Genomic DNA, 26,684 nt, shown 5'->3' on the forward strand with positions numbered 1-26,684 from the left:
TGGATGGATGTGGGGTAAGAGCGCGAGCACCATCGTGCATGAACTGTCCCCATTCAATGCCGAAGCCGCTCCCGCGGCGCTGGCCCGCGACGAGATCACCCCGCTGGACGTCTTCTACTGCCGCAACCACGGTCCGATCCCCGACATCCCGCTCGACCAGTGGCAGCTGACAGTCGATGGGCTGGTCACCACCCCGCTCAACCTGACCTTCGACGAGCTGACTAGCACGTTTCATGCGCGGACGGTTGTCGCGACCCTGCAGTGCGCAGGGAACCGTCGGGCTGAGTTCAACGAGATCCGCGAGATCGTCGGCGAGGATCCATGGGGGCCGGGCGCGACATCGACAGCCGAATGGAGAGGTGTGCGGCTGGCCGACGTGCTTGACGCCGCCGGGGTTCGTCGCGTCGACGGCCTGCACGTCGCACTCATTGCACCGGACGTGTCGCCGCTGGCGGTTCCAGCCCAGCCCTTCGGTGCTTCGATCCCGTTGACAAAGGCGCTGTCGGAGGAGGTCCTGCTGGTCTGGGAGATGAACCGCCAACCGCTGCCTAGGATCCACGGCGGCCCGGTGCGGGTACTCGTGCCGGGATACATCGGCGCCCGCAGCGTGAAATGGGTCAGCGCGGTCACGGTGCAAGAAACGCCGTCGCACAACTACTTTCAAGCGGTCGCGTATCGGATCCTTCCGGCCGATGCCGATCCGGATACCGCCGGACCGGAGGAAGGCATTTCGCTGTCGTCGGTCGCGCTGAATTGCGACATCCTCATTCCGGAGAATGGCGCGCAAGTTGCTGCCGGGCCGCTGACCATCCGCGGCTATGCCCTAGCCGACGGCGATCATGGCATTGCCCGCGTCGACGTATCTCTCGACGACGGCCGGACTTGGCGTCAAGCCAAACTCGAGCCCCCGCTCAGCCGGTGGGCGTGGCGGCAGTGGTCGCTGACCGTGAACGCCGAGCCGGGACCTCTGCCGGTGACGGCGCGGGCGTGGGACACCGCGGGAAACACCCAGCCCGAATCGGCGGTGTCGCTGTGGAACCCCAAGGGCTACGGCAACAACTCGTGGGCCCGGGTGCAGGTCGAAATCACACCAAATCGCGGATAGCCCTCTGACCTGCGAAAACGTGGTGCCCCCGGCAGGATTCGAACCTGCGGCCTTCTGCTCCGGAGGCAGACGCTCTATCCCCTGAGCTACGGGGGCGCACGCGCGGGATGCTGCGCCATCGGGCCCAGCCAGACTAGCGCATGACGGCACGCGTCTGACCACCGGAACGGATTCGGGTCGCGAGCACTACAGCCCATAGGATGGACGTTCGTGACCCCCGGCGACCTGGCTGAGCTGCTCAAGGACACCGCAACTGCGGTGCTGACCGAGCACGGCCTCGACACCGCCGCGCTGCCGGCCACGGTCACCGTCGAGCGCCCCCGCAACCCCGAGCATGGCGATTACGCCAGCAACCTGGCAATGCAGGTCGCCAAGAAGGTCGGCACCAACCCGCGCGAGCTGGCCGGATGGCTGGCCGACGCGCTCACGCAGGCCGACGGCATCGCCTCGGCCGAGGTGGCCGGCCCCGGCTTCATCAACCTCCGCCTGGACGCGTCGGCGCAGGGCGTGATCGTCAATAACGTCATCGACGCCGGCGCCAAGTACGGCCACTCCGACGCCCAGGCCGGCCACAAGATCAACCTGGAGTTCGTCTCGGCCAACCCCACCGGTCCCATCCACATCGGCGGGACGCGCTGGGCCGCTGTCGGCGACGCACTCGGCCGCTTGCTGACGACGCAGGGCGCCGACGTGGTGCGCGAGTACTACTTCAACGACCACGGCGCGCAGATCGACCGTTTTGCCAATTCGCTGATCGCCGCGGCCAAGGGGGAGCCGACGCCGGAGGACGGTTACGCCGGCAGCTACATCACCGACATCGCCGCGCAGGTGCTTGAAAAAGCCCCCGACGCGCTCAGCCAACCGGAAGCGGAGCAGCACGAGACCTTCCGGGCCATCGGCGTCGACTTGATGTTCACCCACATCAAGAAGTCGCTGCACGACTTCGGCACGGACTTCGACGTCTACACCCACGAAGAATCGATGCACACCAGTGGCCGGGTCGCCCAGGCCATCGAGAAACTCCGCGAAAACGGCAACATCTACGAAAAGGACGGCGCAACCTGGTTGCGCACCAGTGCATTTGGCGACGACAAGGACCGCGTCGTCATCAAGAGCGACGGCAGGCCCGCATATATCGCCGGCGACCTGGCCTACTACCTGGACAAGCGCCAGCGCGGCTTCGACCTGTGCATCTACATGCTCGGCGCCGACCACCACGGCTACATCTCCCGACTCAAGGCCGCCGCAGCCGCATTCGGCGACGACCCGGCCACCGTCGAGGTGCTCATCGGCCAAATGGTCAACCTGGTCCGCGACGGCCAGCCCGTCAGGATGAGCAAGCGGGCAGGCACCGTTATCACCCTCGACGACCTCGTCGAGGCGATCGGCGTCGACGCCGCCCGCTACAGCCTCATCCGATCCTCGGTGGACACCCCGATCGACATCGACCTGGCCCTGTGGTCGTCGGCCTCCAACGAAAACCCGGTCTACTACGTGCAATACGCGCACGCTCGGCTCTCGGCACTTGCTCGTAACGCCGCCGAGCTCGGCCTGATCCCGGACACCAACCACCTCGAACTGCTCACCCACGACAAAGAGGGCACGCTGATCCGCGGTCTCGGCGAGTTCCCCCGAGTGCTCAAAACCGCTGCGTCACTGCGAGAACCGCATCGCGTGTGCCGCTATCTCGAAGACCTCGCGGGCGACTACCACCGGTTCTACGACTCCTGCCGAGTATTGCCGCAGGGCGACGAAGAACCCAACGAGCTGCACACCGCCCGTCTAGCGTTGTGCCAGGCCACCCGTCAGGTCATTGCCAACGGCTTGGCAATCCTGGGAGTCACTGCTCCGGAGCGAATGTGAGCGCACATCCGGCCGGCCCACGACACGCCGAAGAAATCCATCACGCAGGCGCGCCACCGCGGCCGCAGACCTCGCAGGAACTCCTCAACCTTGAGCCGAACGTCTGGCCGCGCAACGCCGTTCGCAACAAGGACGGCGACGTCAGTATCGCGGACGTGAGGGTGACCGAGCTGGCGCGGCGGTACGGCACACCGCTTTTCGTCATCGACGAAGACGACTTCCGCTCACGCTGCCGCGAGATGGCCAAGGCATTCGGCGGCGGGGAGAACGTGCACTACGCTGCCAAGGCGTTCCTGTGCACCGAAATTGCCCGCTGGATAAATCAAGAAGGTCTGTCGCTCGACGTGTGCACCGGCGGCGAGCTGTCCGTCGCGCTAGAAGCCGGCTTCCCACCCGAGCGAATCGCCTTTCACGGCAACAACAAATCGGTCGCCGAGCTGACCGCCGCGGTCAAGGCCGGGGTCGGGCATGTCGTACTGGACTCGATGACCGAGATCGAACGCCTCGACGCGATCGCGGCCGACGCCGGTGTGGTCCAGGACGTCCTAGTCCGGGTGACGGTCGGTGTGGAGGCCCACACCCACGAGTTCATCTCTACCGCCCACGAGGACCAGAAGTTCGGGCTGTCGCTGACCAACGGCGCGGCGATGGCCGCCGTGAAACGCGTCTTCGCCACCGACAACCTCAGATTGGTTGGGCTGCATAGTCATATCGGTTCGCAGATTTTCGACGTGGCGGGGTTCGAGCTGGCCGCACACCGCGTCATCGGCCTGCTGCACGACATCGTCGCCGAGTTTGGTGTCGACAAAACGTCGCAGATCTCGACCGTCGACCTCGGCGGCGGACTGGGGATCTCGTACCTGCCGCCCGACGATCCGCCGCCACTCGCCGATTTGGCGGCCAAGCTCGGCGCGATCGTCCGCAACGAATCCGCGGCGGTCGGCCTGCCCACGCCCCGGCTCGTCGTCGAACCCGGCCGCGCGATCGCGGGACCCGGGACGATTACCCTGTATGAGGTCGGCACCGTCAAGGACGTCGACGTGAGCGCGACGGCACAGCGGCGTTACGTGAGCGTCGATGGCGGCATGAGCGACAACATCCGCACCGCGCTCTACGCCGCGGAGTACGACGTACGGCTGGTCTCGAGGCTCACCGATGCCGAGCCCACGTTGGCGCGCGTGGTCGGAAAGCACTGCGAGAGCGGCGATATCGTGGTTCGCGATGCATGGGTGCCCGCCGACCTGCAACCCGGCGACCTGGTTGCGGTGGCGGCAACCGGGGCGTACTGCTACTCGTTGTCGAGCCGCTACAACCTGATCGGTCGCCCGGCCGTGGTGGCCGTGCGCGACGGGCAGGCCAGGCTGATCCTGCGCCGGGAGACGGTTGACGACCTGTTGAGTTTGGAGGTGAGGTGAGGCGTGAGCGCTAACGGAAAGCCGGTCGGTGTCGCGGTGCTGGGATTGGGCAACGTCGGCAGCGAGGTTGTCCGCATCATCGAGGGCAGCGCCAACGACCTCGCGGCCCGGATCGGCGCCCCGTTGGTGTTGCGCGGAGTCGGTGTGCGCCGGGTGGCGCCCGACCGCGGCGTGCCCATCGAGCTGCTCACCGACAACATCGAAGAGCTGGTGTCCCGCGAGGACGTCGACATCGTGGTCGAGCTGATGGGGCCGGTGGAACCGGCCCGCAAGGCAATCCTGTCGGCGCTCGAGCACGGCAAGTCCGTCGTCACGGCGAACAAGGCACTGCTGTCGATCTCCACCGGCGAACTCGCGCAGGCAGCCGAAACCGCCAACGTCGACCTGTATTTCGAGGCCGCGGTAGCGGGCGCCATCCCGGTTATCCGTCCGCTGACCCAGTCGCTGGCCGGCGACACCGTCCAGCGGGTGGCCGGCATCGTCAACGGCACCACCAACTACATCCTCTCCGAAATGGCCAGCACCGGCGCCGACTACGCCGCCGCGCTGGCCGACGCGAGTGCGCTCGGCTACGCCGAAGCCGACCCCACCGCCGACGTCGAAGGCTATGACGCCGCTGCCAAAGCGGCGATCCTGGCGTCCATCGCCTTCCACACCCGGGTCACCGCCGACGACGTCTACCGCGAGGGCATCACCAACATCACGCCGGACGACTTCGAATCGGCGCGGGCGCTGGGCTGCACCATCAAGCTGCTGGCCATCTGTGAACGCGTCACCGTAGACGTTGGGCAACAACGGGTTTCGGCGCGGGTCTATCCTGCACTAGTACCCTTGAGCCATCCGCTCGCCGCGGTCAACGGTGCGTTCAACGCCGTAGTGGTCGAGGCCGAGGCGGCCGGGCGGTTGATGTTCTACGGTCAGGGTGCCGGCGGGGCACCGACCGCCTCGGCGGTGACCGGCGACTTGGTGATGGCCGCCCGCAACCGGGTGCTGGGCAGCCGGGGCCCGCGGGAGTCCAAATACGCTCAGCTGCCGGTACTTCCAATGAGCCTGGCTGTGACCCGGTACTACGTGAGCATGCACGTTGCCGACGAGCCCGGCGTATTGTCTTCGGTGGCCGCAGAATTCGCCAAACGAGAAGTGAGCATCGCCGAAGTCCGCCAGGAAGGCGTCGTCGACCAGGGCGGCCAGCGGGTCGGGGCTCGCGTCGTCGTCGTCACCCACCGGGCCACGGACGGCGCGTTGTCCGAAACCGTTGCTGCGCTGGAGGATCTGGATGTGGTGCAGGCCGTGGCCAGTGTGCTGCGGCTGGAAGGAACCAACCCATGAGTCTGCCGAAGACCAGCACCCACCAGCCGTGGCCCGGCGTGATAGCGGCCTACCGCGACCGGCTGCCCGTGGGCGACGACTGGACCCCGGTGACGCTGTTCGAGGGCGGCACCCCGTTGATCCATGCGACCGGGTTGTCCGAGCAGACCGGCTGCACAGTGCATTTGAAGGTCGAAGGCCTCAATCCCACCGGGTCGTTCAAGGACCGCGGCATGACCATGGCGGTCACCGACGCGGTCGCCCGCGGTCAGCAGGCCGTGCTGTGCGCGTCGACCGGCAACACGTCGGCGTCGGCTGCCGCCTATGCTGCCCGCGCCGGCATCACCTGTGCGGTGCTGATCCCGCAGGGCAAGATCGCAATGGGCAAGCTGGCCCAGGCGGTGATGCACGGCGCCAAGATCATCCAGATCGACGGCAACTTCGACGACTGCCTGGAGCTGGCCCGCAAGATGGCCAACGACTTCCCGACCATCTCGCTGGTCAACTCGGTCAACCCGGTGCGCATCGAGGGCCAGAAGACGGCCGCATTCGAGATCGTCGACGCGCTCGGCGCCGCACCGGACGTCCATGCGCTGCCGGTCGGCAACGCCGGCAACATCACCGCTTACTGGAAGGGCTATACCGAATATCACCGCGAGGGCGTCAGCGACAAGCTGCCGCGCATGCTGGGCACCCAGGCGGCAGGCGCGGCGCCGCTGGTGCTGGGCAAGCCCGTGAGCAAGCCGGAGACCATCGCTACCGCGATCCGCATCGGTTCGCCGGCGTCGTGGACCTCGGCCGTCGACGCGCAGCAGCAGTCCGACGGGCGCTTTCTGGCCGCCACCGATGACGAGATCCTCGCCGCCTACCACCTGGTGGCGCGCTCCGAAGGGGTCTTCGTGGAGCCGGCGTCGGCGGCCAGCATCGCCGGTCTGCTCAAATCCATCGAGGACGGCTGGGTGCCGCGCGGGTCGACCGTCGTGTGCACGGTGACCGGCAATGGCCTCAAGGACCCCGACACGGCACTGAAAGACCTTCCGAGCGTGTCGCCCGTGCCCGTCGACCCGGTTGCCGTCGTCGCGAAGTTGGGGCTGGTCTAGGTGGCGACCGCAAGCGCGGCGCAGCCGGGCGCAGCGGGTCGCCACGGACGGCAGATGCTGCCTTCCGGGCTGTTGGCCAACGCCGTCGTCGCGGCGTCGACCGCCAATCTCGGCCCCGGCTTCGACAGCATCGGGCTGGCGTTGAGTCTCTACGACGAAATCGTCGTCGAGACAACGGCTTCCGGTTTGACCGTGGATGTCGAAGGCGAGGATGCCGACCAACTCTCGCGCGGCGCCGACCATTTGGTGGTCCGGGCCGTCGAATGCGGCCTGCAGGCAGCCGGTGTCAGTGTTCCCGGCTTGGCCGTGCGATGTCGCAATGTCATCCCGCATTCCCGTGGGCTCGGCTCGTCCGCCGCGGCGGTCGTCGGGGGTCTTGCGACCGTGAACGGCCTTCTGGCGCAAGTAGATTCGACACCGCTCAGCGAAACCCAACTCATCCAGTTGGCCTCGCAGTTCGAAGGCCATCCGGACAACGCGGCCGCCGCAGTGCTCGGTGGCGCGGTGGTGTCGTGGATCGACAGCACCCGCGAGCCGCCGGGCTACGCTGCGGTGCCGCTGCGGCTACACCCCGACATCCACCTATTTCCGGCCATTCCGGAGGACCGCTCGTCGACCGCGGAGACTCGGGTACTGCTTCCCGCGCAGGTCAGCCACGGCGACGCGCGCTTCAACGTGAGCCGCGCTGCGCTACTGGTGGTCGCCCTCACCGAACGGCCAGACCTGCTGATGGCCGCCACTGAGGATGTGCTGCACCAGCCCCAGCGGGCCCCCGCGATGCCGGCGTCGGCGGAATATCTTCGACTGTTGCGGCGTTGCGGGATTGCAGCCGTGCTTTCCGGTGCCGGGCCAGCGGTGATTGCACTGAGCACGGAGCCGGAGCTGCCCGCCGAGGCCATCGAGTACGGCATCGCTAACGGCTTTACCGTTCGCGAGATGACTGCAGGCGACGGAGTTCGCTGGAGTTCTGGAGTTGCGGTTCCCAGTTGACGTCGACAGGCCCGAGACGGGTTTCTTGCTTCCCGCAAAAAAGCGGGTTATCCTCGGACCCGTCCAGCAATCGCAGCTTCTGCATCATGCATAGACACTGCGTGCCACCAGGACACCCACCAATTCTTCTCGTGGACGATGGTTCGCCATTTAACCCGCCAGTCTTGGCGATCACCGTTGCAGAGTCGATGGTTGGCAGCACTCGGCGATTTGGCTGATTGCAACGAACCCCCCGCTTGATCCGATCAGCGGGGGAAGAAAGGAAATCCGTGACTGATACGGACCTCATCACGGCTGGCGACAGCACCCAAGACGACCGGCTGTCGAATTCCGTGACCCCAGAAACTCCCACCGCTTCGGACGCGCCGCCGGCGAACACCAAAGACGGTTCGCTGTCCACGATGGTGCTTCCCGAACTGCGTGCGCTGGCCAACCGGGCCGGTGTCAAGGGCACCTCGGGCATGCGCAAGAACGAACTGATCGCGGCGATCCGGGAAATCCAAGGACACGCCAACGGCGCGCCCGCCAAAGAGGACGACGGCAAAGCCACGGCTGACCCGCCGGCGACTGAGCAAACCGACACGGTCTCCGACGAGACGCCGCGCCGGGAACGACGCAGCGCCCCTCGCGATGCGGACTCACCCGCGACTGAACAGGCCGAGAAGGCCGACCAGCCCGATACCGACAAGCGCACCCGCGACCAGCAGGACACCAAGACAGAAGAGCGCGAGTCGGGCAAGGGTGCCGACCAGCAGAGTTCGGGCGGCCCGCAGAACCGCGGCGGCTCGAATCAGCAAGACGACGACGGCGAAGGACGCCAGGGCCGACGGGGTCGGCGATTCCGGGAGCGCAGGCGCCGCGGCGAGCGATCCGGCGAAGGCGGTGAAGCCGAACTGCGTGAGGACGACGTCGTCCAGCCGGTGGCCGGCATTCTCGACGTCCTGGACAACTATGCGTTCGTGCGCACCTCCGGATACCTCGCCGGCCCGCACGACGTCTATGTGTCGATGAACATGGTGCGCAAGAACGGTTTGCGCCGCGGCGACGCGGTGACCGGCGCTGTGCGGGTGCCCCGAGAAGGGGAAGGCGGCGGACAAAATCCCCGGCAGAAGTTCAATCCGTTGGTGCGGCTGGACAGTGTGAACGGCGGGCCGGTCGAAGACGCCAAGAAGCGTCCCGAATTCGGCAAACTCACGCCGCTCTACCCCAACCAGCGGCTGCGCCTGGAAACCACCCCTGAACGGCTCACCACCCGGGTGATCGACCTGATCATGCCGATCGGTAAGGGCCAGCGCGCGCTGATCGTGTCGCCGCCGAAAGCCGGTAAGACGACGATTCTGCAGGACACCGCCAACGCGATCGCCAAGAACAACCCGGAATGCCACCTCATGGTCGTGCTCGTGGACGAGCGGCCGGAGGAGGTCACCGACATGCAGCGCTCGGTCAAGGGCGAGGTCATCGCCTCCACCTTCGACCGGCCGCCGTCGGACCACACTTCGGTTGCCGAGCTGGCGATCGAGCGCGCCAAGCGGCTCGTCGAGCAGGGCAAGGACGTCGTGGTGTTGCTCGACTCGATCACCCGGCTGGGCCGCGCCTACAACAACGCGTCACCGGCGTCGGGCCGCATCCTGTCCGGTGGTGTTGACTCGACCGCGCTGTACCCGCCCAAGCGCTTCCTCGGCGCTGCGCGCAACATCGAGGAAGGCGGGTCGCTGACCATCATCGCCACGGCGATGGTGGAAACCGGATCCACCGGTGACACAGTGATTTTCGAAGAGTTCAAGGGCACCGGTAACGCCGAGCTCAAACTGGACCGCAAGATCGCCGAGCGACGGGTGTTCCCCGCGGTCGATGTGGCCCCGTCGGGCACCCGCAAGGACGAATTGCTCTTGTCCCCAGACGAATTCGCGATCGTGCACAAGCTGCGCCGGGTGCTCTCCGGGCTGGATTCGCACCAGGCGATCGATCTGCTGATCTCGCAGCTGCGCAAGACCAAGACCAACTACGAATTCCTGGTGCAGGTGTCCAAGACCACGCCGGGCATGGACAACGACTAACTGGACGTAGCACATCAGTGCCAACCGCCAAACCGCCGTCCCGCTAACGAATTGACGTCGCGCCGGTAAGGTGCGAGTCCGTGGCGGACACCCTGCAGCAACTGCTTCGCGAACGCGTTGCCGACGACGGTCCGGCCGTGAAATACGGCGACCGGGTGTGGAGTTGGCGCGAGCATCTGGCCGACGCCTCCGCCGTCGCCGCCGCCATGATCGGCGTCGCCGACCGCCAGCGCCCACTGCATGTCGGCGCGCTGCTGGGCAATACCCCCGAGATGCTCACCGCCATGGCCGCGGCCGCGCTGGGCGGCTACGTGCTGTGCGGCATCAACGACACCCGCCGCGGCGCTGCGCTGGCCCGCGACATCGTGCGGGCCGACTGCCAGATCCTGCTCACCGATGACGCCCACCGCGGCCTGCTCAACGGCCTGGAGCTGCCCGGAGTACGGGTCTTCGACATGTCGAGCGGCGATTGGGCGAAGCTGCTCGCAACGGCCAGGCCTCTCACCCCGCACAGCGAGGTCACGCCCACCGACACCTTCATGATGATCTTCACCTCGGGCACCAGCGGCGAGCCGAAGGCCGTGCAGGTGACCCACCTGACCGTGCTGTTCGCCGGCACCACGCTGATCGAGCGGTTCGGGGTCACCTCATCGGACGTCTGCTACATCTCGATGCCGCTGTTTCACTCCAACGCGCTGCTGGCCGGGTGGAGCGTGGCGGTGGGCTCCGGGGCCGCCATGGTGCCGGCGACCTTCTCGGCATCCCGATTGTTGCCAGACCTGCGCCGCTACGGCGCGACGTACATGAACTACGTCGGCAAGCCGCTGGCCTACGTGCTGGCCACCCCCGAGCGGCCGGACGACCACGACAACCCGCTGCGGGTGGCGTTCGGCAACGAGGCCAGCGACCGGGACATCGCCGAGTTCAGCCGCCGGTTCGACTGCACGGTGTGGGACGGCTTCGGCTCCACGGAAGGCGCCATCATCATCACCCGCGAGGACGGCTGCCCACCGGGTTCGCTGGGCCGCGGTTTTCCCGGTGTGGCCATCTACAACCCCGACACCCTCACCGAGTGCCCTCCGGCCCGGTTCGACGACGACGGCGCCCTAACCAACGCCGAGGAGGCGATCGGCGAGCTGGTCAACACCACCGGCGCCGGACTGTTCGCCGGCTACTACAACGACCCGGACGCCACCGATGCGCGGCTGCGGGACGGCATGTACTGGTCGGGTGATCTGGCCTACCGCGACGACGACGGCTGGATCTACTTCGCCGGCCGCAACGGGGACTGGCTGCGGGTCGACGGGGAAAACATGACGACGACGCCCATCGAGCGGATCCTGCAGCGGTTGCCTGCCATCAGCCAGGTCGCGGTGTATGCGGTGCCCGACGAGCACGTCGGCGACCAGGTGATGGCGGCGATCGTGCTGGTCGACGGCGCCGAGCTGACGCCCGAGGAGTTCGGCGAGTTCCTGGCCGGCCAACCCGACCTGTCGCCGAAAGCCTGGCCGCGTTATGTCTGGAGCACCGACAGCCTGCCGAGCACAGCGACCAACAAGATCCTCAAGCGGGAGTTGCGGGCACGCGGCACCGCGGTCGACGGCGGTGTGCTGTGGACGCGTGCCCCGCGCGGCAGGACGTACGCAGTGCTGGATCGCACTCGGGAATGCGCGCCGACGTCCCCGCGTTTGGGCTAACGGCGGCTGAGCTGGCATAATCAACCGCCAACCCCTCAGGTTCCGGTTCACGTCCGAGCATCGGCACGGTGCGGGCGAGCCGGCGGCCGACGATTGAAGAGGAAATCATGAAATCTGGTATTCATCCGGCATACGGCGAGACCACCGTGGTCTGCGGTTGCGGCAACACCTTCACCACCCGCAGCACCAAGGAGAGCGGCCACATCGTGGTCGAGGTCTGCTCGCAGTGCCACCCGTTCTATACCGGCAAGCAGAAGATTCTGGACAGCGGCGGTCGTGTGGCCCGCTTCGAGAAGCGCTACGGCAAGCGCAAGGCCGGCGCCGACAAAGAGCCCAACGCCGACAAGTAGCGCCGACGCCCGAACCTGTCGCGGAACCCGCACAGGTCGGGCGTCGTTTCATGTGCGGGCTGTGGGCGGTTCAGAAAGGGGCCAGCGATGACGCAGAGCGTGCAAGCTATCGACGCGCTCCTGGCCGAGCATGCCGAACTCGAGCGCCAGCTCGCCGATCCCGAACTGCACAGCAACCCAGCCAATGCCCGCAAAGTCGGGCGCCGCTTCGCCCAATTGGCGCCGATCGTGGCCACTCACCGCAAACTGCAGACGGTGCGCGGCGACTTGGAGGCCGCCCGGGAGCTGGCCGCCTCCGACGACTCGTTCGCCGCCGAGGTCACCGAGCTTCAGGCGCGGGCCGCGGAACTGGACACCCAGCTCACCGACATGCTGGCGCCACGCGACCCGCACGACGCCGACGACATCCTGCTCGAAGTCAAATCCGGTGAGGGCGGCGAGGAATCGGCGTTGTTCGCCGCCGACTTGGCCCGGATGTACATCCGCTACGCCGAGCGGCACGGCTGGACGGTGACCGTGCTGGACGAGACCACTTCGGATCTGGGCGGCTACAAGGACGCCACGCTGTCGATCGCCAGTAAGGGCGACTCCGCCGACGGCGTGTGGTCGCGAATGAAGTTCGAGGGCGGCGTGCACCGCGTGCAGCGCGTTCCGGTAACCGAATCCCAAGGCCGCGTGCATACTTCGGCTGCCGGTGTGCTGGTTTATCCGGAGCCCGAGGAGGTCGGGGAGGTGCAGATCGACGAGTCGGACCTGCGCATCGACGTCTACCGCTCCTCCGGCAAGGGTGGACAGGGCGTCAACACCACCGACTCCGCGGTGCGAATCACCCACCTGCCCACCGGCATCGTCGTCACCTGCCAAAACGAACGCTCCCAGCTGCAGAACAAGACCCGTGCCTTGCAAGTGCTGGCCGCGCGGCTGCAGGCGATGGCGGAGGAACAAGCGCTGGCCGACGCGTCGGCCGACCGGGCCAGCCAGATCCGCACGGTGGACCGCAGCGAACGCATTCGCACCTACAACTTTCCCGAGAACCGCATCACCGACCACCGCATCGGTTACAAGTCGCACAATCTGGACCAGGTTCTCGACGGCGACCTCGACGACTTATTCGACGCGCTGTCCGCCGCAGACAAGCAGTCCAGACTGCAGCAGGCATGACCCGACTGCAACATGCGATCAGCTCGGCTGCCGCGACATTGGCGGAAGCCGGAATCGACTCTGCCCGTTACGATGCCGAGGAGTTGGCCGCGTACCTGGCCGGGACCGAGCGGGGACGCCTCCCGCTACTGGACTCACCCGACGACGAGTTCTTCGCCCGCTACCAGGCGGTCGTCGCGGAGCGTTCGCGGCGGGTACCGCTGCAGCACCTCACCGGCACAGTGGCCTTCGGGCCGGTGACGCTGAACGTCGGTCCTGGTGTGTTCATCCCACGCCCGGAAACCGAGGTGATGCTGGAATGGGCTAGTAGCCAACGCCTTTCCGCGTGTCCGGTCATCGTCGACCTGTGCACCGGTTCCGGTGCGCTGGCCGTCGCGCTGGCACACTATTGGCCGTCGGCCAGAGTGCTGGGTATCGACGACTCCGACGCCGCCCTGGACTACGCCCGACGCAACTCCGTGGGCACCGCGGTGGAACTGCTGCGCGCCGACGTCACCGTCCCGGGTTTGCTCAGCGAGCTCGACGGGAACGTCGACCTCGTGGTGGCCAACCCGCCGTACGTTCCCGATGACATCGAGCTGGAACCCGAGGTGTCCCAACACGATCCGCCTCATGCCGTGTTCGGCGGCCCGGACGGGATGACGGTGATCACCGCGGTCACCGCGCTGGCCGGTCGGCTGTTGCGTCCGGGCGGCCTGTTCGCTGTCGAGCACGACGACACCACCTCGGCGCAGACATCTGAATTAGTCACCGGCACAGGGCGTTTCGACGAGATCGTGGCGCATGCTGATCTGGCCAGCCGGCCCAGGTTCGTGACCGCCCGCCGAAAGGGCAACTATGACTGACGTTTTCGACTGCACCGACCCCGACCAGCGTGCTCGGGGAATCGCTGCGGCGGCCGGCGCGGTCAAGAACGGCCGGCTGATCGTCATGCCGACCGACACCGTCTACGGCGTCGGCGCCGACGCCTTCGACAGCGCAGCAGTCGCCGCGCTGCTTGCGGCGAAGAGACGCGGCCGGGACATGCCGGTGGGAGTGCTGGTCGGCTCCTGGAACACCATCGACGGCCTGGCCCTCAACGTGCCACAGGGGACTCGGGACCTCATCCGCGCATTCTGGCCCGGCGCGCTGAGCCTGGTTGTCCAGCAGGCGCCGTCGCTGCAGTGGGACCTCGGTAATGCCCGCGGCACCGTGATGTTGCGGATGCCGCTGCACCCGGTTGCCATCGACGTGCTGCGCGAGGTCGGCCCGATGGCGGTGTCCAGTGCCAACGTCTCTGGACAGGCGCCCGCCGTCGACCCCGACGAGGCCCGTCGGCAACTCGGGGATTCCGTCGAGGTCTATCTCGACGCGGGTCCCTCGGCGCAACAGGCGGCCTCGACGATCCTGGACCTGACCGGGCCGACTCCCCGCATTCTGCGGCCCGGGCCGGTGAGCGCAGACGCTATCGCCGCGGTGCTCGGGGTGGACGCCGCAGCTTTGATGGGCTGAACGGGTCATGCAGTACGGTCGCGAAGTGGTCAGCGTGCTCGCCCTGTCGGACCGCGGCGCCGGTGTCCCGCTGCGTGAGCTCGTCCTGGTTGGGCTGACCGCCGCGATCATCACCTACTTCGCGACCGGACCGGTCCGGGTGATGGCGACCCGGTTCGGTGCGGTGGCCTACCCGCGCGAACGCGACGTCCATGAAACGCCGACGCCCCGGATGGGCGGACTGGCCATGTATCTCGGTGTCATCGCGGCTGTCTTTCTCGCATCCCAACTTCCGGCGCTCACGCGCGGCTTCGTCTACTCCTCCGGCATGCCCGCCGTGCTGGTGGCCGGCGGCGTGATCATGGGCATCGGCCTGATCGACGACAAGTGGGGCCTCGACGCCCTGACCAAGTTCGCCGGACAGATCACCGCGGCCAGCGTGCTGGTCACCATGGGCGTCGCCTGGAGCGTGCTCTACATCCCGTTCGGCGGCGTGGGAACCATCGTGCTGGACCAGGTTTCCTCGATCCTGCTCACGCTGGCCCTGACCGTGTCGATCGTCAACGCGATGAACTTCGTCGACGGCCTCGACGGACTGGCCGCGGGGCTGGGGCTGATCACCGCACTGGCAATCTGCATGTTTTCCGTCGGCCTACTTCGCGACCACGGCGGCGACGTCCTGTTCTATCCGCCCGCGGTGATCTCGGTGGTGCTCGCCGGGGCATGCCTGGGATTCCTGCCCCACAACTTCCACCGGGCCAAGATCTTCATGGGCGACTCCGGGTCGATGCTGATCGGCCTGATGCTGGCGGCCGCCTCGACAACCGCAGCGGGACCCATTTCACAGAACGCCTACGGCGCCCGCGATGTGTTTGCTCTGCTGTCCCCATTCCTGTTGGTGGTGGCGGTGATGTTCGTGCCCATGCTCGACATGTTGCTGGCGGTGATTCGTCGAACTCGCGCCGGAGTGCACTTCTCCACTCCGGACAAGATGCACCTGCATCACCGCCTGCTGCAGATCGGTCACTCACATCGCCGTGTGGTCCTACTCATCTACCTGTGGGTGGGCATCGTCGCGTTCGGAGCGGCGAGCTCGATTTTCTTCGATCCCCGCGAGACGGGAGTGGTGATGCTGGCGGCCATCGTGGTCGCGATCATCGCCACGTTGATTCCCTTGCTACGACGCGGCGACGACGTCTACGACGAGGAGTAGTAGCATCGCCCGCTGTGTGGTACGGTGCAGCTAGAACCCGAATTAAACCTCGCGGGTTGCCGGCCACCGGCCGTCGGATTCAGCTCCGATCGCGCCGCCGTACGACCGACATGGGGAGCAACTCCTTGGGTGATTCGAGCGCGCCGAATGCCCTCCGATACGCTCGACGGGCCACGCAACGATCAACCAGGCAACTCCCCCTAGCGAGGACTGAGGTGCAGCTGTGACTACGCCAGCGCAGGACGCGCCGTTGGTGTTTCCGTCCGTTGCGTTCCGGCCGATTCGGCTGTTCGTCATCTCCCTTGCCCTGACCGCGGCGGCGATCGCCGCCGCCAGCTGGCTCGACCATCCGATGATCGGGGTGTTCTTCGGGATCGGGCTCCTGATGGGTTTGCTCAACGCCCTCGGCGTGCGGCGTTCGGTCGCCGTGATCACCGCCGATGCGCATCCGCTGAAAAAGAAGATGGCGTTGAATTCGGCGGGGCGGCTGCTGGTTATCTCCGTGATCGGACTGATCATCGCGTTTGCCTTCCGGCCGGAGGGGTTGGGCGTAGTTTTTGGACTGGCGCTTTTCCAGGTGCTGCTGGTGCTCAGCACCGCTCTGCCGGTGTGGCGGAAGATGCGCGAGGGAACCGTCGAGCCGGCTACGGGCGGCAGCGGTACTGAGGGGAGGGAAGGCAGCGATGACTGAAGCGCTCCTGGCCGAGGCAAACATCGAAGTCGGCGAGCACACCACCGCCAACTGGTTTGGGCTGACGGTCAACACCGACACTGTCCTGTCGAGCGCCATCGCCGCAGTCATCGTGATCGCGCTGGCATTCTTCCTGCGCGCGAAGGTCACCTCGAGTGGCGTGCCGGGCGGGGTGCAGCTGTTCTTCGAGGCCATCACCATCGGGATGCGCAATCAGATCGAGAGCGCGATCGGCATGCGAATCGCCCCGTTCGTGTTGCCGCTGGCGGTCACCATCTTCGTATACATCCTGATCTCCAACTGGCTCTCGGTGCTGCCGCTGCAGTACACCGACGCGGCCGGTCACACGACGGAGGTGCTCAAGTCGGCCGCGGCGGACATCAACTACGTGCTGGCTTTGGCGCTCTTCGTGTTCATCTGCTACCACGCGGCCGGCATCTGGCGCCGCGGCCCCGTGGGGCACCCGATCGGGGTGCTCAAAGGCCACGTCGCTTTCATGGCGCCGTTCAACCTCGTCGAAGAGGTCGCGAAGCCAATCTCGTTGTCTCTCCGACTTTTCGGCAACATCTTCGCCGGCGGGATCCTGGTCGCGCTGATCGCGCTGTTCCCGCCGTACATCATGTGGGCTCCCAACGCGATCTGGAAGGCATTCGACTTGTTCGTCGGGTTGATCCAGGCGTTCATCTTCGCGTTGCTGACCATCTTGTACTTCAGTCAGGCAATGGAAATGGAAGAAGACCACGGGTAGACGATCACGAGTTCGCCCGAGGCAAGGACCACAACAGGAATCTGGTAGACCGCTACCAGACGTCAAGGAGGATATGGAATGGCAGGACTGGACCCACAAATCGCGGCCGGCGCGCTCATCGGCGGCGGGCTGATCTTGGGCGGCGGCGCTGTCGGCGCGGCTATCGGTGACGGCATCGCCGGTAACGCACTGATCTCCGGCGTAGCCCGGCAGCCCGAGGCACAAGGCCGGCTGTTCACCCCGTTCTTCATCACCGTTGGTCTGGTGGAGGCCATGTACTTCATCAACCTGGCGTTCATGGCGTTGTTCGTCTTCGCCACCCCAGTCAAGTAGCCCGCAGGGATGGGTGACATGAGCGCTACCGTCCTGGCCGTCGCAAGCCGGGCCGTCGAGGAAGCCGAAGGCAACAACTTCCTCATTCCCAACGGAACCTTCTTCGTCGTGCTGATCATCTTCTTGATCGTGCTCGGCGTGATCGGCACCTTCGTCGTGCCGCCGATCATGAGGGTGCTCCATGAGCGCGAGAACATGGTCACCAAAACCCTGGAGGACAACAGGAAATCCGCCGAGCAGTTCGCCGCTGCGCAGGAAGATTTCGAGAAGGCAATGTCCGAGGCCCGGGTGGAAGCGTCGGCCGCCCGCGACAATGCCCGGGCCGATGGACGCAAGGTCATCGAGGACATGCGCGGTCGGGCCGAGGAACAGGTGGCCGCGACGCTTCAGGATGCCGCAGAGCAGCTCAAGCGGGAAGGCGACGCGGTGGCTGCGGAGCTGCGCTCCCGGGTCGAGGGCATGGCCACCACGTTGGCCAGCCGGATCTTGGGTGTCGAGGTCACCACCTCAGTCACGACGACGAGCACCGGGTCGAGGCGGTAACGCCGATGTCGACTTTTATTGGGCAGCTGGCCGGGTTCGTCGCCATCGTGTTCTTGGTGTGGCGCTATGTCGTGCCACCGGTGCGCAAGCTGATGGTCGAGCGGCAAGAAACCGTTCGCCAACAGTTGGAAGAGTCGGCGGCCGCCGCCAAGAAGCTGGAGGAGGCCAGCCAGGCCCACGCCAAGGCGCTGGAGGAGGCCAAGGCTGAAGCCAAGCGGGTCACCGAAGAAGCCCGCACCGACGCCGAACGTATCGCCGAGCAATTGCGGGTCCAGGCCGACCTCGAAGTCGAGCGCATCAAAATCCAGGGCACCAAGCAGGTCGAACTGCTGCGCGCGCAGCTGATTCGCCAACTGCGAGCAGATATCGGCGCCGAATCCGTGCGGCGCGCAGGCGAGTTGGTGCGCGGCTACGTGGCTGACTCGGAGCAGCAGGCGGGCACCGTCGACCGGTTTCTCGACGAGCTGGAGGCGATGGCCCCCTCAGCGGCCGAGGTCGAGTACCCGGTGCTGGCCAAGATGCGTTCGGCCAGCCGACGGGCGCTGTCCGCCGTGATGGACCGGTTCGGAGACATCGCCGAGGATCTCGACGACAATGGGTTGTCCGCCCTCGCCGGCGACTTGGCATCGGTGGCCTCGCTGCTGAATCGCGAGATCGTGGTCACCCGGTATCTGACTGTGCCTGCCGAAGATGCTGCGCCCAGAGTGCGACTGCTCGAGCGGCTGGTATCCGGGAAAGTGGGCGACCCCGCGCTCGACATCCTCAAGAGCGCCGTCGCCGAACGTTGGTCCACCGGCTCCGATCTGGTCGACGCCGTGGAACATGTTGCGCGCCATGCACTGTTGATGCGCGCCGAACGAGCCGGTCAGGTCGACGAGGTGGAAGACCAGCTGTTCCGGTTCAACCGTATCCTCGACGCCCAGCCACGCCTGGCCATCCTGCTGGGCGACTATTCTGCGCCCGCCGAAGGCCGCGTCGCGTTGCTGCGCAAGGTGCTCGAGGGCGCGGACACGACCGTTAACCCGATCGCGTTGGCACTGCTGTCCCAAACGGTTGAACTGTTGCGCCGTGAATCGGTCGAGGAGGCCGTGCTCCATCTCGCCGAGGTGGCGGTGGCTCGTCGCGGTGAGGTCGTCGCACATGTCAGCGCTGCGACCGAACTCAGTGACACCCAGCGCAACCGCATTACCGAGGTGCTGAGCCGGATCTACGGCCACCCGGTGACGGTCCAGATGCAAATCGACCCCGAACTACTGGGCGGACTGTCGATCTCGGTCGGTGACGAGGTGATCGACGGGACGCTCTCGTCTCGTCTCGCCAAGGCGCAGACGCAGCTACCAGACTGAAACAACTAACTGATCACCACAATCAACAAGCAGGAAGACGAAAAGCCATGGCAGAGTTGACAATCTCCGCTGACGAGATTGAAGGCGCGATCGAGGAATACGTTAGCTCCTTCACCTCCGACACCGCCCGGGAAGAGGTCGGCACCGTCATCGACGCGGGCGACGGTATTGCGCACGTCGAGGGCTTGCCCTCGGTAATGACGCAGGAACTGCTCGAGTTCCCCGGCGGGGTATTGGGCGTCGCGCTCAACCTCGACGAGCACAGCGTCGGTGCGGTGATCCTGGGTGACTTCGAGAAAATCGAACAGGGCCAACAGGTCAAGCGCACCGGCGACGTGCTGTCGGTCCCGGTCGGCGACGGGTTTCTGGGCCGGGTGATCAATCCACTCGGTCAGCCGATCGACGGCCGCGGTGACATCGAATCCGACGAACGTCGGGCGTTGGAGATCCAGGCCCCGTCGGTGGTGCAGCGCCAGGGCGTCAAAGAGCCATTGCAGACCGGGATCAAGGCCATCGACTCGATGACCCCGATCGGGCGCGGTCAGCGTCAGCTGATCATCGGCGACCGCAAGACCGGCAAGACTGCGGTGTGCGTCGACACCATCCTCAACCAGCGCCAGAACTGGGAATCCGGCGACGAGAAAAAGCAGGTGCGGTGCGTCTACGTCGCCATTGGGCAGAAAGGCACCACGATCGCTTCCGTCCACCACACCCTCGAAGAGGGTGGTGCGATGGACTACACGACGATTGTCGCCGCGCCCGCATCGGACTCCGCCGGATTCAAATGGCTTGCGCCATACACCGGTTCGGCGATCGCCCAGCACTGGATGTATGGGGGCAAGCATGTGCTGATCGTGTTCGACGACCTTTCCAAGCAGGCCGAGGCGTACCGCGCGATCTCGCTGCTGCTGCGCCGCCCGCCGGGCCGCGAAGCCTACCCGGGCGACGTGTTCTATCTGCACTCGCGTCTGTTGGAACGCTGCGCCAAGCTCTCCGATGAGCTCGGCGGCGGCTCGTTGACCGGCCTGCCCATCATCGAGACCAAGGCCAACGACATCTCGGCCTACATCCCGACCAACGTCATCTCGATCACCGACGGACAGTGCTTCTTGGAGTCCGACCTGTTCAACCAGGGTGTGCGCCCAGCGATCAACGTCGGCGTGTCGGTGTCCCGGGTCGGCGGCGCGGCGCAGATCAAGGCGATGAAGGAAGTGGCCGGGTCGTTGCGGCTGGACCTCTCGCAGTACCGCGAACTGGAGTCGTTCGCGGCCTTCGCCTCCGACCTCGACGCCACATCCAAGGCGCAGTTGGCCCGTGGCGAGCGACTGGTCGAATTGCTCAAGCAGCCGCAAAACCAGCCGGTACCGGTCGAGGAGCAGGTTGTTGCCATCTTCCTCGGTACTGGCGGTCACCTGGATTCGGTTCCGGTGGAAGACGTTCGGCGCTTCGAAAGCGAGTTCCTCGATCATGTCCGCGCGTCCGAAGAGGCCATTCTGTCCGAGATCCGGGAATCGCAGAAGCTCAGCGACGAGCTGGCCGACAAGCTGACCGAGGTGGTCAACGAGTTCAAGAAGGGCTTCGCGGCTACCGGCGGGGGTTCGGTGGTGCCCGACGAGCATGTCGATGCCCTCGACGAAGAAAAACTGGCGAAGGAGGCGGTGCAGGTTCACAAGCCGGCGCCGCCGAAGAAGAAGAAGTAATCGAGAATGGCTGCCACACTTCGCGAACTGCGGGGTCGGATCCGCTCCGCCGGGTCGATCAAAAAGATCACCAAGGCACAGGAGATGATCGCGACGTCGCGTATCGGCAAGGCGCAGGCCCGGCTGGAGGCGGCGCGTCCCTACGCCACAGAGATCACCCGGATGCTCACCACCCTGGCCGAAGAAGCCGCTTTGGACCATCCTCTGCTGGTCGAGCAGCCGGAGCCCAAACGTGCTGGGGTGCTTGTGGTCTCATCCGACCGCGGCCTTTGTGGCGCGTACAACTCCAGCGTCCTGCGCCGAGCCGAGGAACTGTTCTCGCTGCTGCGTGAAGAGGGCAAGACGCCGGTGCTCTACGTTGTCGGCCGTAAAGCCTTGAATTACTACACGTTCCGAAACTGGGATATCAGTGAGTCGTGGACGGGGTTCTCAGAGCGGCCCAGCTATGAGAATGCGGCGGAAGTCGCCGAGACTCTGGTGAATGCTTTCATGGCCGGTGCCGTGAACGAGGGTGACGCCCGGGAGCAGGACAGCCCGACCGCCGTCGACGAGCTGCACATCGTCTACACCGAGTTCAAATCGATGATGTCGCAGTCCGCGGAGGCGCACCGGATTGCGCCGATGGTTATCGAGTACGTCGAGGAAGAAGCCGGACTGCACACGCTGTACTCATTCGAGCCGGATGCGACGACACTGTTCGGGTCACTGCTGCCGCGGTACCTGACCACCCGCGTATACACGGCGATGCTGGAGTCCGCGGCGTCCGAGCTGGCATCGCGCCAACGGGCAATGAAATCAGCGAGCGACAACGCCGACGATCTCATCAGGGATCTCACCCTGCAGGCCAACCGCGAGCGGCAAGCCCAGATCACCCAGGAAATCAGCGAAATCGTCGGTGGCGCGAACGCGCTGGCCGAGGCCGCTGGATAAGCTCCACCAGGAAGCGAAAAAGATATGGCTGCTACCACCAAAGAGACCCACAAGCCGAACAACTCCAAGAGCACCGACAACAACGGCCGCGTGGTGCGGGTCACCGGACCCGTGGTCGACGTCGAGTTTCCGCGCGGCTCCGTGCCGGAGCTGTTCAACGCTCTGCACGTTGACGTCACGTTCGAGTCGCTCGCGAGGACGTTGACGTTGGAAGTGGCGCTGCACCTCGGAGACAATCTGGTACGCACGATCTCGATGCAGCCCACCGATGGGCTGGTGCGCGGCGTCGAGGTGATCGACACCGGCGCCTCGATTTCGGTTCCCGTCGGCGACGGCGTCAAGGGCCACGTTTTCAACGCGCTGGGCGACTGCCTGGATGACGAGGGTTACGGAAAAGACTTCGATCATTGGCCCATTCACCGTAAGGCGCCGGCCTTCGATGAGCTCGAGCCTCGCACCGAGATGCTGGAGACCGGCCTGAAGGTAGTCGACCTGCTGACCCCGTATGTGCGCGGTGGCAAGATCGCGCTGTTCGGCGGTGCCGGCGTCGGCAAGACGGTTCTCATCCAGGAGATGATCAACCGCATCGCTCGAAACTTCGGTGGCACTTCGGTTTTCGCCGGCGTAGGGGAGCGCACCCGTGAAGGTAACGACCTGTGGGTCGAACTGGGCGAAGCCGATGTGCTCAAGGACACCGCGCTGGTGTTCGGCCAGATGGACGAGCCGCCCGGCACCCGTATGCGGGTGGCGCTGTCGGCGCTGACGATGGCCGAGTACTTCCGCGACGAGCAGGGCCAGGACGTACTGCTGTTCATCGACAACATCTTTCGGTTCACCCAGGCCGGCTCTGAGGTGTCCACGCTGCTTGGCCGGATGCCCTCAGCGGTGGGTTATCAGCCCACGCTGGCCGACGAAATGGGTGAGCTGCAGGAGCGGATTACCTCGACGCGGGGCAAGTCGATCACCTCGATGCAGGCCGTGTACGTTCCCGCCGACGACTACACCGACCCCGCACCGGCAACGACATTCGCCCACCTCGACGCCACGACTGAGCTGAGCCGGTCGGTGTTCTCGAAAGGCATCTTCCCGGCAGTGGACCCGCTGGCGTCCAGCTCGACCATCCTCGACCCGGCCGTGGTCGGCGACGAGCACTACCGGGTGGCGCAGGAAGTCATTCGGATTCTGCAGCGCTACAAGGACCTTCAAGACATCATCGCGATCCTCGGTATCGACGAACTGTCCGAAGAGGACAAGCAGCAGGTACAGCGGGCACGGCGCATCGAACGCTTCCTCTCACAGAACATGATGGCGGCCGAGCAGTTCACCGGTCAGCCCGGTTCAACCGTGCCGGTCAAGGAGACCATCGAGGCCTTCGACCGGCTGTGCAAGGGCGAATTCGACCACGTGCCCGAGCAGGCCTTCTTCCTGATCGGTGGCCTGGACGACTTGGCCAAGAAAGCCGAGAGCTTCGGCGCCAAGCTGGACGGCGGCGGCTCGAAGAAGTCGGGCGAGAAGAAGGACAACCGTTCCAAGAAAGATAATGGTGGCAACGGGAAAACCGAAGACGGCGACTGAGCAGCCATGCAGATGGTGACTTTCTGGCGGCGAGGGTTCAGCGGCGAAAGGTTAGTGTGAGATGGCCGAATTGGACGTCGAGATTGTCGCCGTCGATCGCAAGATTTGGTCCGGCAAGGGAACTTTCGTCTTCACCCGGACCACCGTCGGCGAAATCGGCATCATGCCAAGGCATATCCCCCTGGTAGCTCAGCTAGTCGACGACGCCATGGTGCGCGTCGAACGTGAGGGCGAGAAGGACTTGCGCATCGCGGTGGACGGCGGCTTCCTGTCGGTGACCGAAGAGGGAGTCAGCATTCTCGCCGAATCCGCGGAATTCGAATCCGAGATCGACGAGGCGGCCGCGAGACAGGATTCCGAGTCCGACGATCCCCGCATCGCCGCCAGGGGTCGCGCCAGGTTGCGCGCGCTCGGCGCGCTCGACTAAAGGGGTTCGCAGTCGGTGAGCGCGCCCATGGCCGGCATGGTCGTGCTCATCGCCCTGTTGGGGCTTGCAGTCCTGGCGTTGAGTTTTCGTCTGTGGAAGCTGCGCCAGGGTGGGACTGCTGCCATCATGCGCGACATTCCCGCCGTGGGAGGTCATGGCTGGCGCCATGGCGTGGTCCGCTATCGCGGTGGCGAGGCGGCGTTCTACCGGCTGTCGAGCGTTCGGCTATGGCCGGATCGCCGACTCAGCAGGCGTGGTATCGAAATCATTTCGCGGCGCCCACCTCGCGGCGACGAATTCGACATCATGACCGAAGAGATCGTCGTCCTCGAACTGCGTGACACAACCCAGGACCGGAGGCGGGGTTATGAAATCGCCTTGGACCGAGGCGCATTGACGGCATTCCTGTCGTGGCTGGAATCCCGTCCCTCGCCACGCGCCCGCCGCCGCAGCACCTGAGCGCTCCGCGGCCTATTTCGCGGGCCGTTCCGATTGCCCGCCGCCCGGCTGCCAGAGCACGTCGCCGTGGGGGTTGGCCACCCGGGAAAGGATGAACAGCAAGTCCGACAGTCGATTCAAATACTTCGCCGGCAGCGCGTTGACATCCGACGGGTGCAGATCTATGGCAGCCCATGCGGAACGTTCGGCGCGGCGCACCACGGTACGCGCGACATGCAGCAGTGCCGAAAGCTCTGAACCGCCAGGCAGCACAAAGGAGTTCAGTGCCGGCAGGCCTTCGTTGAACTCGTCACACCAACGCTCCAGCCGGTCGATGTAAGGCTGTGTGACCCGCAGTGGCGGGTATTTCGGGTTCTCCACGACCGGGGTCGAAAGGTCGGCGCCGGCGTCGAACAGGTCGTTCTGTATCTGGCGCAGCACGTCGGCGATGCGCCGCTCCGGGTTACCCAACGCGATAGCTGTGCCGATCGCCGCGTTGGCCTCGTCGCAATCGGCGTAGGCCACCAGCCGCGCATCAGTCTTGGAGACCCGCGAAAAATCGCTCAATCCCGTCGTTCCGTCGTCGCCGGTTCGGGTATAGATGCGGGTCAGATGTACTGCCATGGTTCAAAACGTTACCGGGCTGACTGACAGGGGCGGTACCGCTCACTAAACTAACGCGGGTGGCGGAGCGTTTCGTGGTAACCGGTGGCAACCGGTTGTCGGGCGAAGTTGCTGTTGGGGGCGCCAAGAATAGCGTTCTCAAGTTGATGGCGGCGGCACTCTTGGCCGAGGGCACCAGCACGATCACCAACTGCCCCGACATTCTCGACGTTCCCTTGATGGCAGAAGTGTTGCGAGGACTGGGCGCCACCGTCGAGCTCGCCGGCGACACCGTGCGGATCACATCCCCGGATGAGCCGAAATACGACGCGGACTTCGCCGCGGTCCGTCAATTCCGCGCGTCGGTCTGTGTATTGGGGCCTCTGGTCGGGCGCTGTAAGCGGGCCAAGGTCGCGCTACCCGGCGGTGACGCCATCGGCTCACGCCCGCTCGACATGCACCAGGCCGGCCTGCGGCAGTTGGGTGCACGCTGCAACATCGAACACGGTTGCGTGGTTGCGCAAGCAGACACGTTGCGCGGCGCGGAGATTCAGCTGGAATTCCCGTCCGTGGGGGCGACCGAGAACATTCTGATGGCCGCGGTTCTGGCGGACGGAGTCACCACAATTCACAACGCGGCGCGCGAGCCGGACGTGGTCGACCTGTGCACGATGTTGAACCAGATGGGCGCACAGGTCGAAGGCGCCGGCTCGCCGACGATGACGATCACGGGTGTCCCGCAGCTGCATCCCACCGAGCACCGGGTGATCGGGGACCGGATCGTGGCCGCCACTTGGGGGATCGCCGCGGCTATGACCCGCGGAGACATCACGGTGTCCGGGATCGACCCGGCGCACCTGCAGGTCGTGCTGCGCAAGCTGCACGACGCCGGCGCCACCGTCACCCAGACCGACGACAGTTTCCGGGTGGTGCAGTATGAGCGCCCTAAGGCCGTCAATGTCGCGACGTTGCCGTTCCCCGGATTCCCGACCGACCTGCAGCCGATGGCGATCGCGTTGGCCTCGATCGCCGACGGAACTTCGATGATCACCGAGAATGTCTTCGAGGCGCGATTCCGGTTCGTCGAGGAGATGATCCGCCTCGGCGCTGATGCCCGCACCGACGGACACCACGCCGTCGTGCGGGGTCTTCCGCAACTGTCCAGCGCACCGGTGTGGTGTTCCGACATCCGCGCCGGTGCCGGGCTGGTCCTCGCCGGGCTGGTGGCCGACGGCGATACCGAGGTCCACGATGTCTTCCACATTGATCGCGGATATCCGTTGTTCGTGGAGAACCTGGCCAGTCTCGGAGCTGAGATCGAGCGAGTAGAATAGGGAACACTTAACGGCTCCCGCTGATCCTGCGCGGAGCAGTTGCCGGAGTTGACCGGGCGTATGCCGCGGAGTATAGTGGCAGGGTTGCCTGTTGATGGGTGTTGTTTGAGAACTCAATAGTGTGTTTGGTGGTTTTGTTTGTTGTTGTTTTTTGCCATGCCTTGACTGCCCCGTGGTTGGGGTGTGGTTTTTTGTTTGTTTGTCAGGTTGTTTCTCTGAATCGGTTTTGTTTGGAGAGTTTGATCCTGGCTCAGGACGAACGCTGGCGGCGTGCTTAACACATGCAA

General features: G+C 65.6%; 25 protein-coding genes, 1 tRNA gene and 1 rRNA gene. 25 read left to right on the plus strand and 2 right to left on the minus strand.

Features of this window, described 5'->3' with window-relative positions; genetic code table 11:
- Positions 1 to 7: 7 nt before the first annotated feature.
- Positions 8 to 1,105 carry a sulfite oxidase gene (locus AWB95_RS06855; protein WP_062539562.1) on the plus strand — a complete coding sequence of 366 codons (1,098 nt, stop codon included), beginning with the start codon at positions 8 to 10 and terminating at the stop codon, positions 1,103 to 1,105.
- A 20-nt stretch (positions 1,106 to 1,125) separates the two neighbouring features.
- On the opposite strand, the gene AWB95_RS06860 is transcribed toward AWB95_RS06855, so the two are convergent.
- A tRNA-Arg gene (locus AWB95_RS06860) sits at positions 1,126 to 1,201 on the minus strand.
- A gap of 114 nt (positions 1,202 to 1,315) precedes the next feature.
- On the opposite strand from AWB95_RS06860, the gene argS reads away from it, so the two are divergent.
- From argS to AWB95_RS06975, 22 genes are all read left to right on the plus strand, one after another.
- The gene (gene argS, locus AWB95_RS06865; RefSeq protein WP_062539563.1) at positions 1,316 to 2,968 is read left to right on the plus strand and encodes an arginine--tRNA ligase; all 1,653 of its coding nucleotides are present in this window, start codon (positions 1,316 to 1,318) and stop codon (positions 2,966 to 2,968) included.
- A gap of 35 nt (positions 2,969 to 3,003) precedes the next feature.
- Entirely contained in the window at positions 3,004 to 4,383 is a 1,380-nt protein-coding gene (gene lysA, locus AWB95_RS06870) for a diaminopimelate decarboxylase (protein WP_232315643.1), read from the plus strand.
- Between the two features lie 3 nt (positions 4,384 to 4,386).
- Positions 4,387 to 5,712 (plus strand): homoserine dehydrogenase, encoded by a 1,326-nt coding sequence (locus AWB95_RS06875; RefSeq protein ID WP_062539565.1) that lies wholly within the window; start codon positions 4,387 to 4,389, stop codon positions 5,710 to 5,712.
- Positions 5,709 to 6,791, plus strand: coding sequence for a threonine synthase (gene thrC / locus AWB95_RS06880; RefSeq protein ID WP_062539566.1), 1,083 nt, complete (start codon positions 5,709 to 5,711; stop codon positions 6,789 to 6,791). The genes AWB95_RS06875 and thrC overlap by 4 nt, the downstream gene beginning before the upstream one ends.
- 54 nt (positions 6,792 to 6,845) lie before the next feature.
- Positions 6,846 to 7,781: a homoserine kinase gene (gene thrB / locus AWB95_RS06885; RefSeq protein WP_062539593.1), complete on the plus strand. Its 936-nt coding sequence runs from the start codon at positions 6,846 to 6,848 to the stop codon at positions 7,779 to 7,781.
- 269 nt (positions 7,782 to 8,050) lie between these two features.
- Positions 8,051 to 9,838 carry a transcription termination factor Rho gene (rho, locus tag AWB95_RS06895; RefSeq protein ID WP_062539567.1) on the plus strand — a complete coding sequence of 596 codons (1,788 nt, stop codon included), beginning with the start codon at positions 8,051 to 8,053 and terminating at the stop codon, positions 9,836 to 9,838.
- An 80-nt stretch (positions 9,839 to 9,918) separates the two neighbouring features.
- Positions 9,919 to 11,535, plus strand: a complete 1,617-nt coding sequence (gene fadD1 / locus AWB95_RS06900) for a fatty-acid--CoA ligase FadD1 (RefSeq protein ID WP_062539568.1) — start codon at positions 9,919 to 9,921, stop codon at positions 11,533 to 11,535.
- Positions 11,536 to 11,642: 107 nt separating this feature from the next.
- Complete coding sequence (gene rpmE, locus AWB95_RS06905; protein WP_062539594.1) at positions 11,643 to 11,885, plus strand: 50S ribosomal protein L31; 243 nt, start codon at positions 11,643 to 11,645, stop codon at positions 11,883 to 11,885.
- Between the two features lie 87 nt (positions 11,886 to 11,972).
- Positions 11,973 to 13,046, plus strand: coding sequence for a peptide chain release factor 1 (gene prfA / locus AWB95_RS06910; RefSeq protein WP_062539569.1), 1,074 nt, complete (start codon positions 11,973 to 11,975; stop codon positions 13,044 to 13,046).
- Positions 13,043 to 13,891, plus strand: a complete 849-nt coding sequence (gene prmC / locus AWB95_RS06915) for a peptide chain release factor N(5)-glutamine methyltransferase (RefSeq protein ID WP_062539570.1) — start codon at positions 13,043 to 13,045, stop codon at positions 13,889 to 13,891. Before prfA ends, prmC begins: the two co-directional genes overlap by 4 nt.
- Positions 13,884 to 14,537: an L-threonylcarbamoyladenylate synthase gene (locus AWB95_RS06920; protein WP_062539571.1), complete on the plus strand. Its 654-nt coding sequence runs from the start codon at positions 13,884 to 13,886 to the stop codon at positions 14,535 to 14,537. Before prmC ends, AWB95_RS06920 begins: the two co-directional genes overlap by 8 nt.
- A gap of 7 nt (positions 14,538 to 14,544) precedes the next feature.
- Complete coding sequence (locus AWB95_RS06925; protein ID WP_062539572.1) at positions 14,545 to 15,729, plus strand: glycosyltransferase family 4 protein; 1,185 nt, start codon at positions 14,545 to 14,547, stop codon at positions 15,727 to 15,729.
- Positions 15,730 to 15,952: 223 nt separating this feature from the next.
- Positions 15,953 to 16,420 (plus strand): ATP synthase subunit I, encoded by a 468-nt coding sequence (locus tag AWB95_RS06930; RefSeq protein WP_062539573.1) that lies wholly within the window; start codon positions 15,953 to 15,955, stop codon positions 16,418 to 16,420.
- Positions 16,413 to 17,168 carry a F0F1 ATP synthase subunit A gene (gene atpB, locus AWB95_RS06935; RefSeq protein WP_062539574.1) on the plus strand — a complete coding sequence of 252 codons (756 nt, stop codon included), beginning with the start codon at positions 16,413 to 16,415 and terminating at the stop codon, positions 17,166 to 17,168. The genes AWB95_RS06930 and atpB overlap by 8 nt, the downstream gene beginning before the upstream one ends.
- Before the next feature lie 87 nt (positions 17,169 to 17,255).
- Positions 17,256 to 17,501, plus strand: coding sequence for a F0F1 ATP synthase subunit C (locus tag AWB95_RS06940; protein WP_099539703.1), 246 nt, complete (start codon positions 17,256 to 17,258; stop codon positions 17,499 to 17,501).
- Positions 17,502 to 17,510: 9 nt separating this feature from the next.
- Positions 17,511 to 18,044: a F0F1 ATP synthase subunit B gene (locus tag AWB95_RS06945; protein WP_062539575.1), complete on the plus strand. Its 534-nt coding sequence runs from the start codon at positions 17,511 to 17,513 to the stop codon at positions 18,042 to 18,044.
- Between the two features lie 5 nt (positions 18,045 to 18,049).
- On the plus strand, positions 18,050 to 19,390 hold the full coding sequence (locus AWB95_RS06950) for a F0F1 ATP synthase subunit B/delta (RefSeq protein ID WP_062539576.1): 1,341 nt from the start codon (positions 18,050 to 18,052) through the stop codon (positions 19,388 to 19,390).
- Between the two features lie 47 nt (positions 19,391 to 19,437).
- Positions 19,438 to 21,090 carry a F0F1 ATP synthase subunit alpha gene (gene atpA / locus AWB95_RS06955; protein ID WP_062539577.1) on the plus strand — a complete coding sequence of 551 codons (1,653 nt, stop codon included), beginning with the start codon at positions 19,438 to 19,440 and terminating at the stop codon, positions 21,088 to 21,090.
- A gap of 6 nt (positions 21,091 to 21,096) precedes the next feature.
- Positions 21,097 to 22,020, plus strand: a complete 924-nt coding sequence (locus AWB95_RS06960) for a F0F1 ATP synthase subunit gamma (protein ID WP_062539578.1) — start codon at positions 21,097 to 21,099, stop codon at positions 22,018 to 22,020.
- 24 nt (positions 22,021 to 22,044) lie between these two features.
- Entirely contained in the window at positions 22,045 to 23,595 is a 1,551-nt protein-coding gene (gene atpD / locus AWB95_RS06965) for a F0F1 ATP synthase subunit beta (RefSeq protein ID WP_062539579.1), read from the plus strand.
- A gap of 61 nt (positions 23,596 to 23,656) precedes the next feature.
- Positions 23,657 to 24,022, plus strand: a complete 366-nt coding sequence (locus AWB95_RS06970; RefSeq protein WP_062539580.1) for a F0F1 ATP synthase subunit epsilon — start codon at positions 23,657 to 23,659, stop codon at positions 24,020 to 24,022.
- Between the two features lie 15 nt (positions 24,023 to 24,037).
- Complete coding sequence (locus AWB95_RS06975; protein WP_084707055.1) at positions 24,038 to 24,481, plus strand: DUF2550 domain-containing protein; 444 nt, start codon at positions 24,038 to 24,040, stop codon at positions 24,479 to 24,481.
- 12 nt (positions 24,482 to 24,493) lie between these two features.
- Here AWB95_RS06975 and AWB95_RS06980 read toward each other — a convergent pair whose 3' ends face one another.
- Complete coding sequence (locus tag AWB95_RS06980; RefSeq protein WP_062539582.1) at positions 24,494 to 25,084, minus strand: cob(I)yrinic acid a,c-diamide adenosyltransferase; 591 nt, start codon at positions 25,082 to 25,084, stop codon at positions 24,494 to 24,496.
- Positions 25,085 to 25,143: 59 nt separating this feature from the next.
- Between AWB95_RS06980 and murA the strand changes: the two genes are divergently transcribed.
- Together murA and AWB95_RS06990 are read left to right on the plus strand one after the other, a co-directional pair.
- Positions 25,144 to 26,397: a UDP-N-acetylglucosamine 1-carboxyvinyltransferase gene (gene murA / locus AWB95_RS06985; protein WP_062539583.1), complete on the plus strand. Its 1,254-nt coding sequence runs from the start codon at positions 25,144 to 25,146 to the stop codon at positions 26,395 to 26,397.
- A 227-nt stretch (positions 26,398 to 26,624) separates the two neighbouring features.
- A 16S ribosomal RNA gene (locus AWB95_RS06990) occupies positions 26,625 to 26,684 on the plus strand; the annotation flags it as partial.

Origin of the sequence: Mycobacterium celatum, assembly GCF_002101595.1 — a bacterium.
Lineage (GTDB): Bacteria > Actinomycetota > Actinomycetes > Mycobacteriales > Mycobacteriaceae > Mycobacterium > Mycobacterium celatum.

What these genes read in the sequence shown, in the direction of transcription:
- AWB95_RS06855 (WP_062539562.1), top strand. Translation starts at nt 8, where the DNA reads ATGTGGGGTAAGAGCGCGAGCACCATCGTGCATGAACTGTCCCCATTC.
- thrC (WP_062539566.1), top strand. Translation starts at nt 5,709, where the DNA reads ATGAGTCTGCCGAAGACCAGCACCCACCAGCCGTGGCCCGGCGTGATA.
- thrB (WP_062539593.1), top strand. Translation starts at nt 6,846, where the DNA reads ATGCTGCCTTCCGGGCTGTTGGCCAACGCCGTCGTCGCGGCGTCGACC.
- rpmE (WP_062539594.1), top strand. Translation starts at nt 11,643, where the DNA reads ATGAAATCTGGTATTCATCCGGCATACGGCGAGACCACCGTGGTCTGC.
- prfA (WP_062539569.1), top strand. Translation starts at nt 11,973, where the DNA reads ATGACGCAGAGCGTGCAAGCTATCGACGCGCTCCTGGCCGAGCATGCC.
- prmC (WP_062539570.1), top strand. Translation starts at nt 13,043, where the DNA reads ATGACCCGACTGCAACATGCGATCAGCTCGGCTGCCGCGACATTGGCG.
- AWB95_RS06920 (WP_062539571.1), top strand. Translation starts at nt 13,884, where the DNA reads ATGACTGACGTTTTCGACTGCACCGACCCCGACCAGCGTGCTCGGGGA.
- AWB95_RS06925 (WP_062539572.1), top strand. Translation starts at nt 14,545, where the DNA reads ATGCAGTACGGTCGCGAAGTGGTCAGCGTGCTCGCCCTGTCGGACCGC.
- atpB (WP_062539574.1), top strand. Translation starts at nt 16,413, where the DNA reads ATGACTGAAGCGCTCCTGGCCGAGGCAAACATCGAAGTCGGCGAGCAC.
- AWB95_RS06945 (WP_062539575.1), top strand. Translation starts at nt 17,511, where the DNA reads ATGGGTGACATGAGCGCTACCGTCCTGGCCGTCGCAAGCCGGGCCGTC.
- AWB95_RS06950 (WP_062539576.1), top strand. Translation starts at nt 18,050, where the DNA reads ATGTCGACTTTTATTGGGCAGCTGGCCGGGTTCGTCGCCATCGTGTTC.
- atpA (WP_062539577.1), top strand. Translation starts at nt 19,438, where the DNA reads ATGGCAGAGTTGACAATCTCCGCTGACGAGATTGAAGGCGCGATCGAG.
- AWB95_RS06960 (WP_062539578.1), top strand. Translation starts at nt 21,097, where the DNA reads ATGGCTGCCACACTTCGCGAACTGCGGGGTCGGATCCGCTCCGCCGGG.
- atpD (WP_062539579.1), top strand. Translation starts at nt 22,045, where the DNA reads ATGGCTGCTACCACCAAAGAGACCCACAAGCCGAACAACTCCAAGAGC.
- AWB95_RS06970 (WP_062539580.1), top strand. Translation starts at nt 23,657, where the DNA reads ATGGCCGAATTGGACGTCGAGATTGTCGCCGTCGATCGCAAGATTTGG.
- AWB95_RS06980 (WP_062539582.1), bottom strand. Translation starts at nt 25,084, where the DNA reads ATGGCAGTACATCTGACCCGCATCTATACCCGAACCGGCGACGACGGA.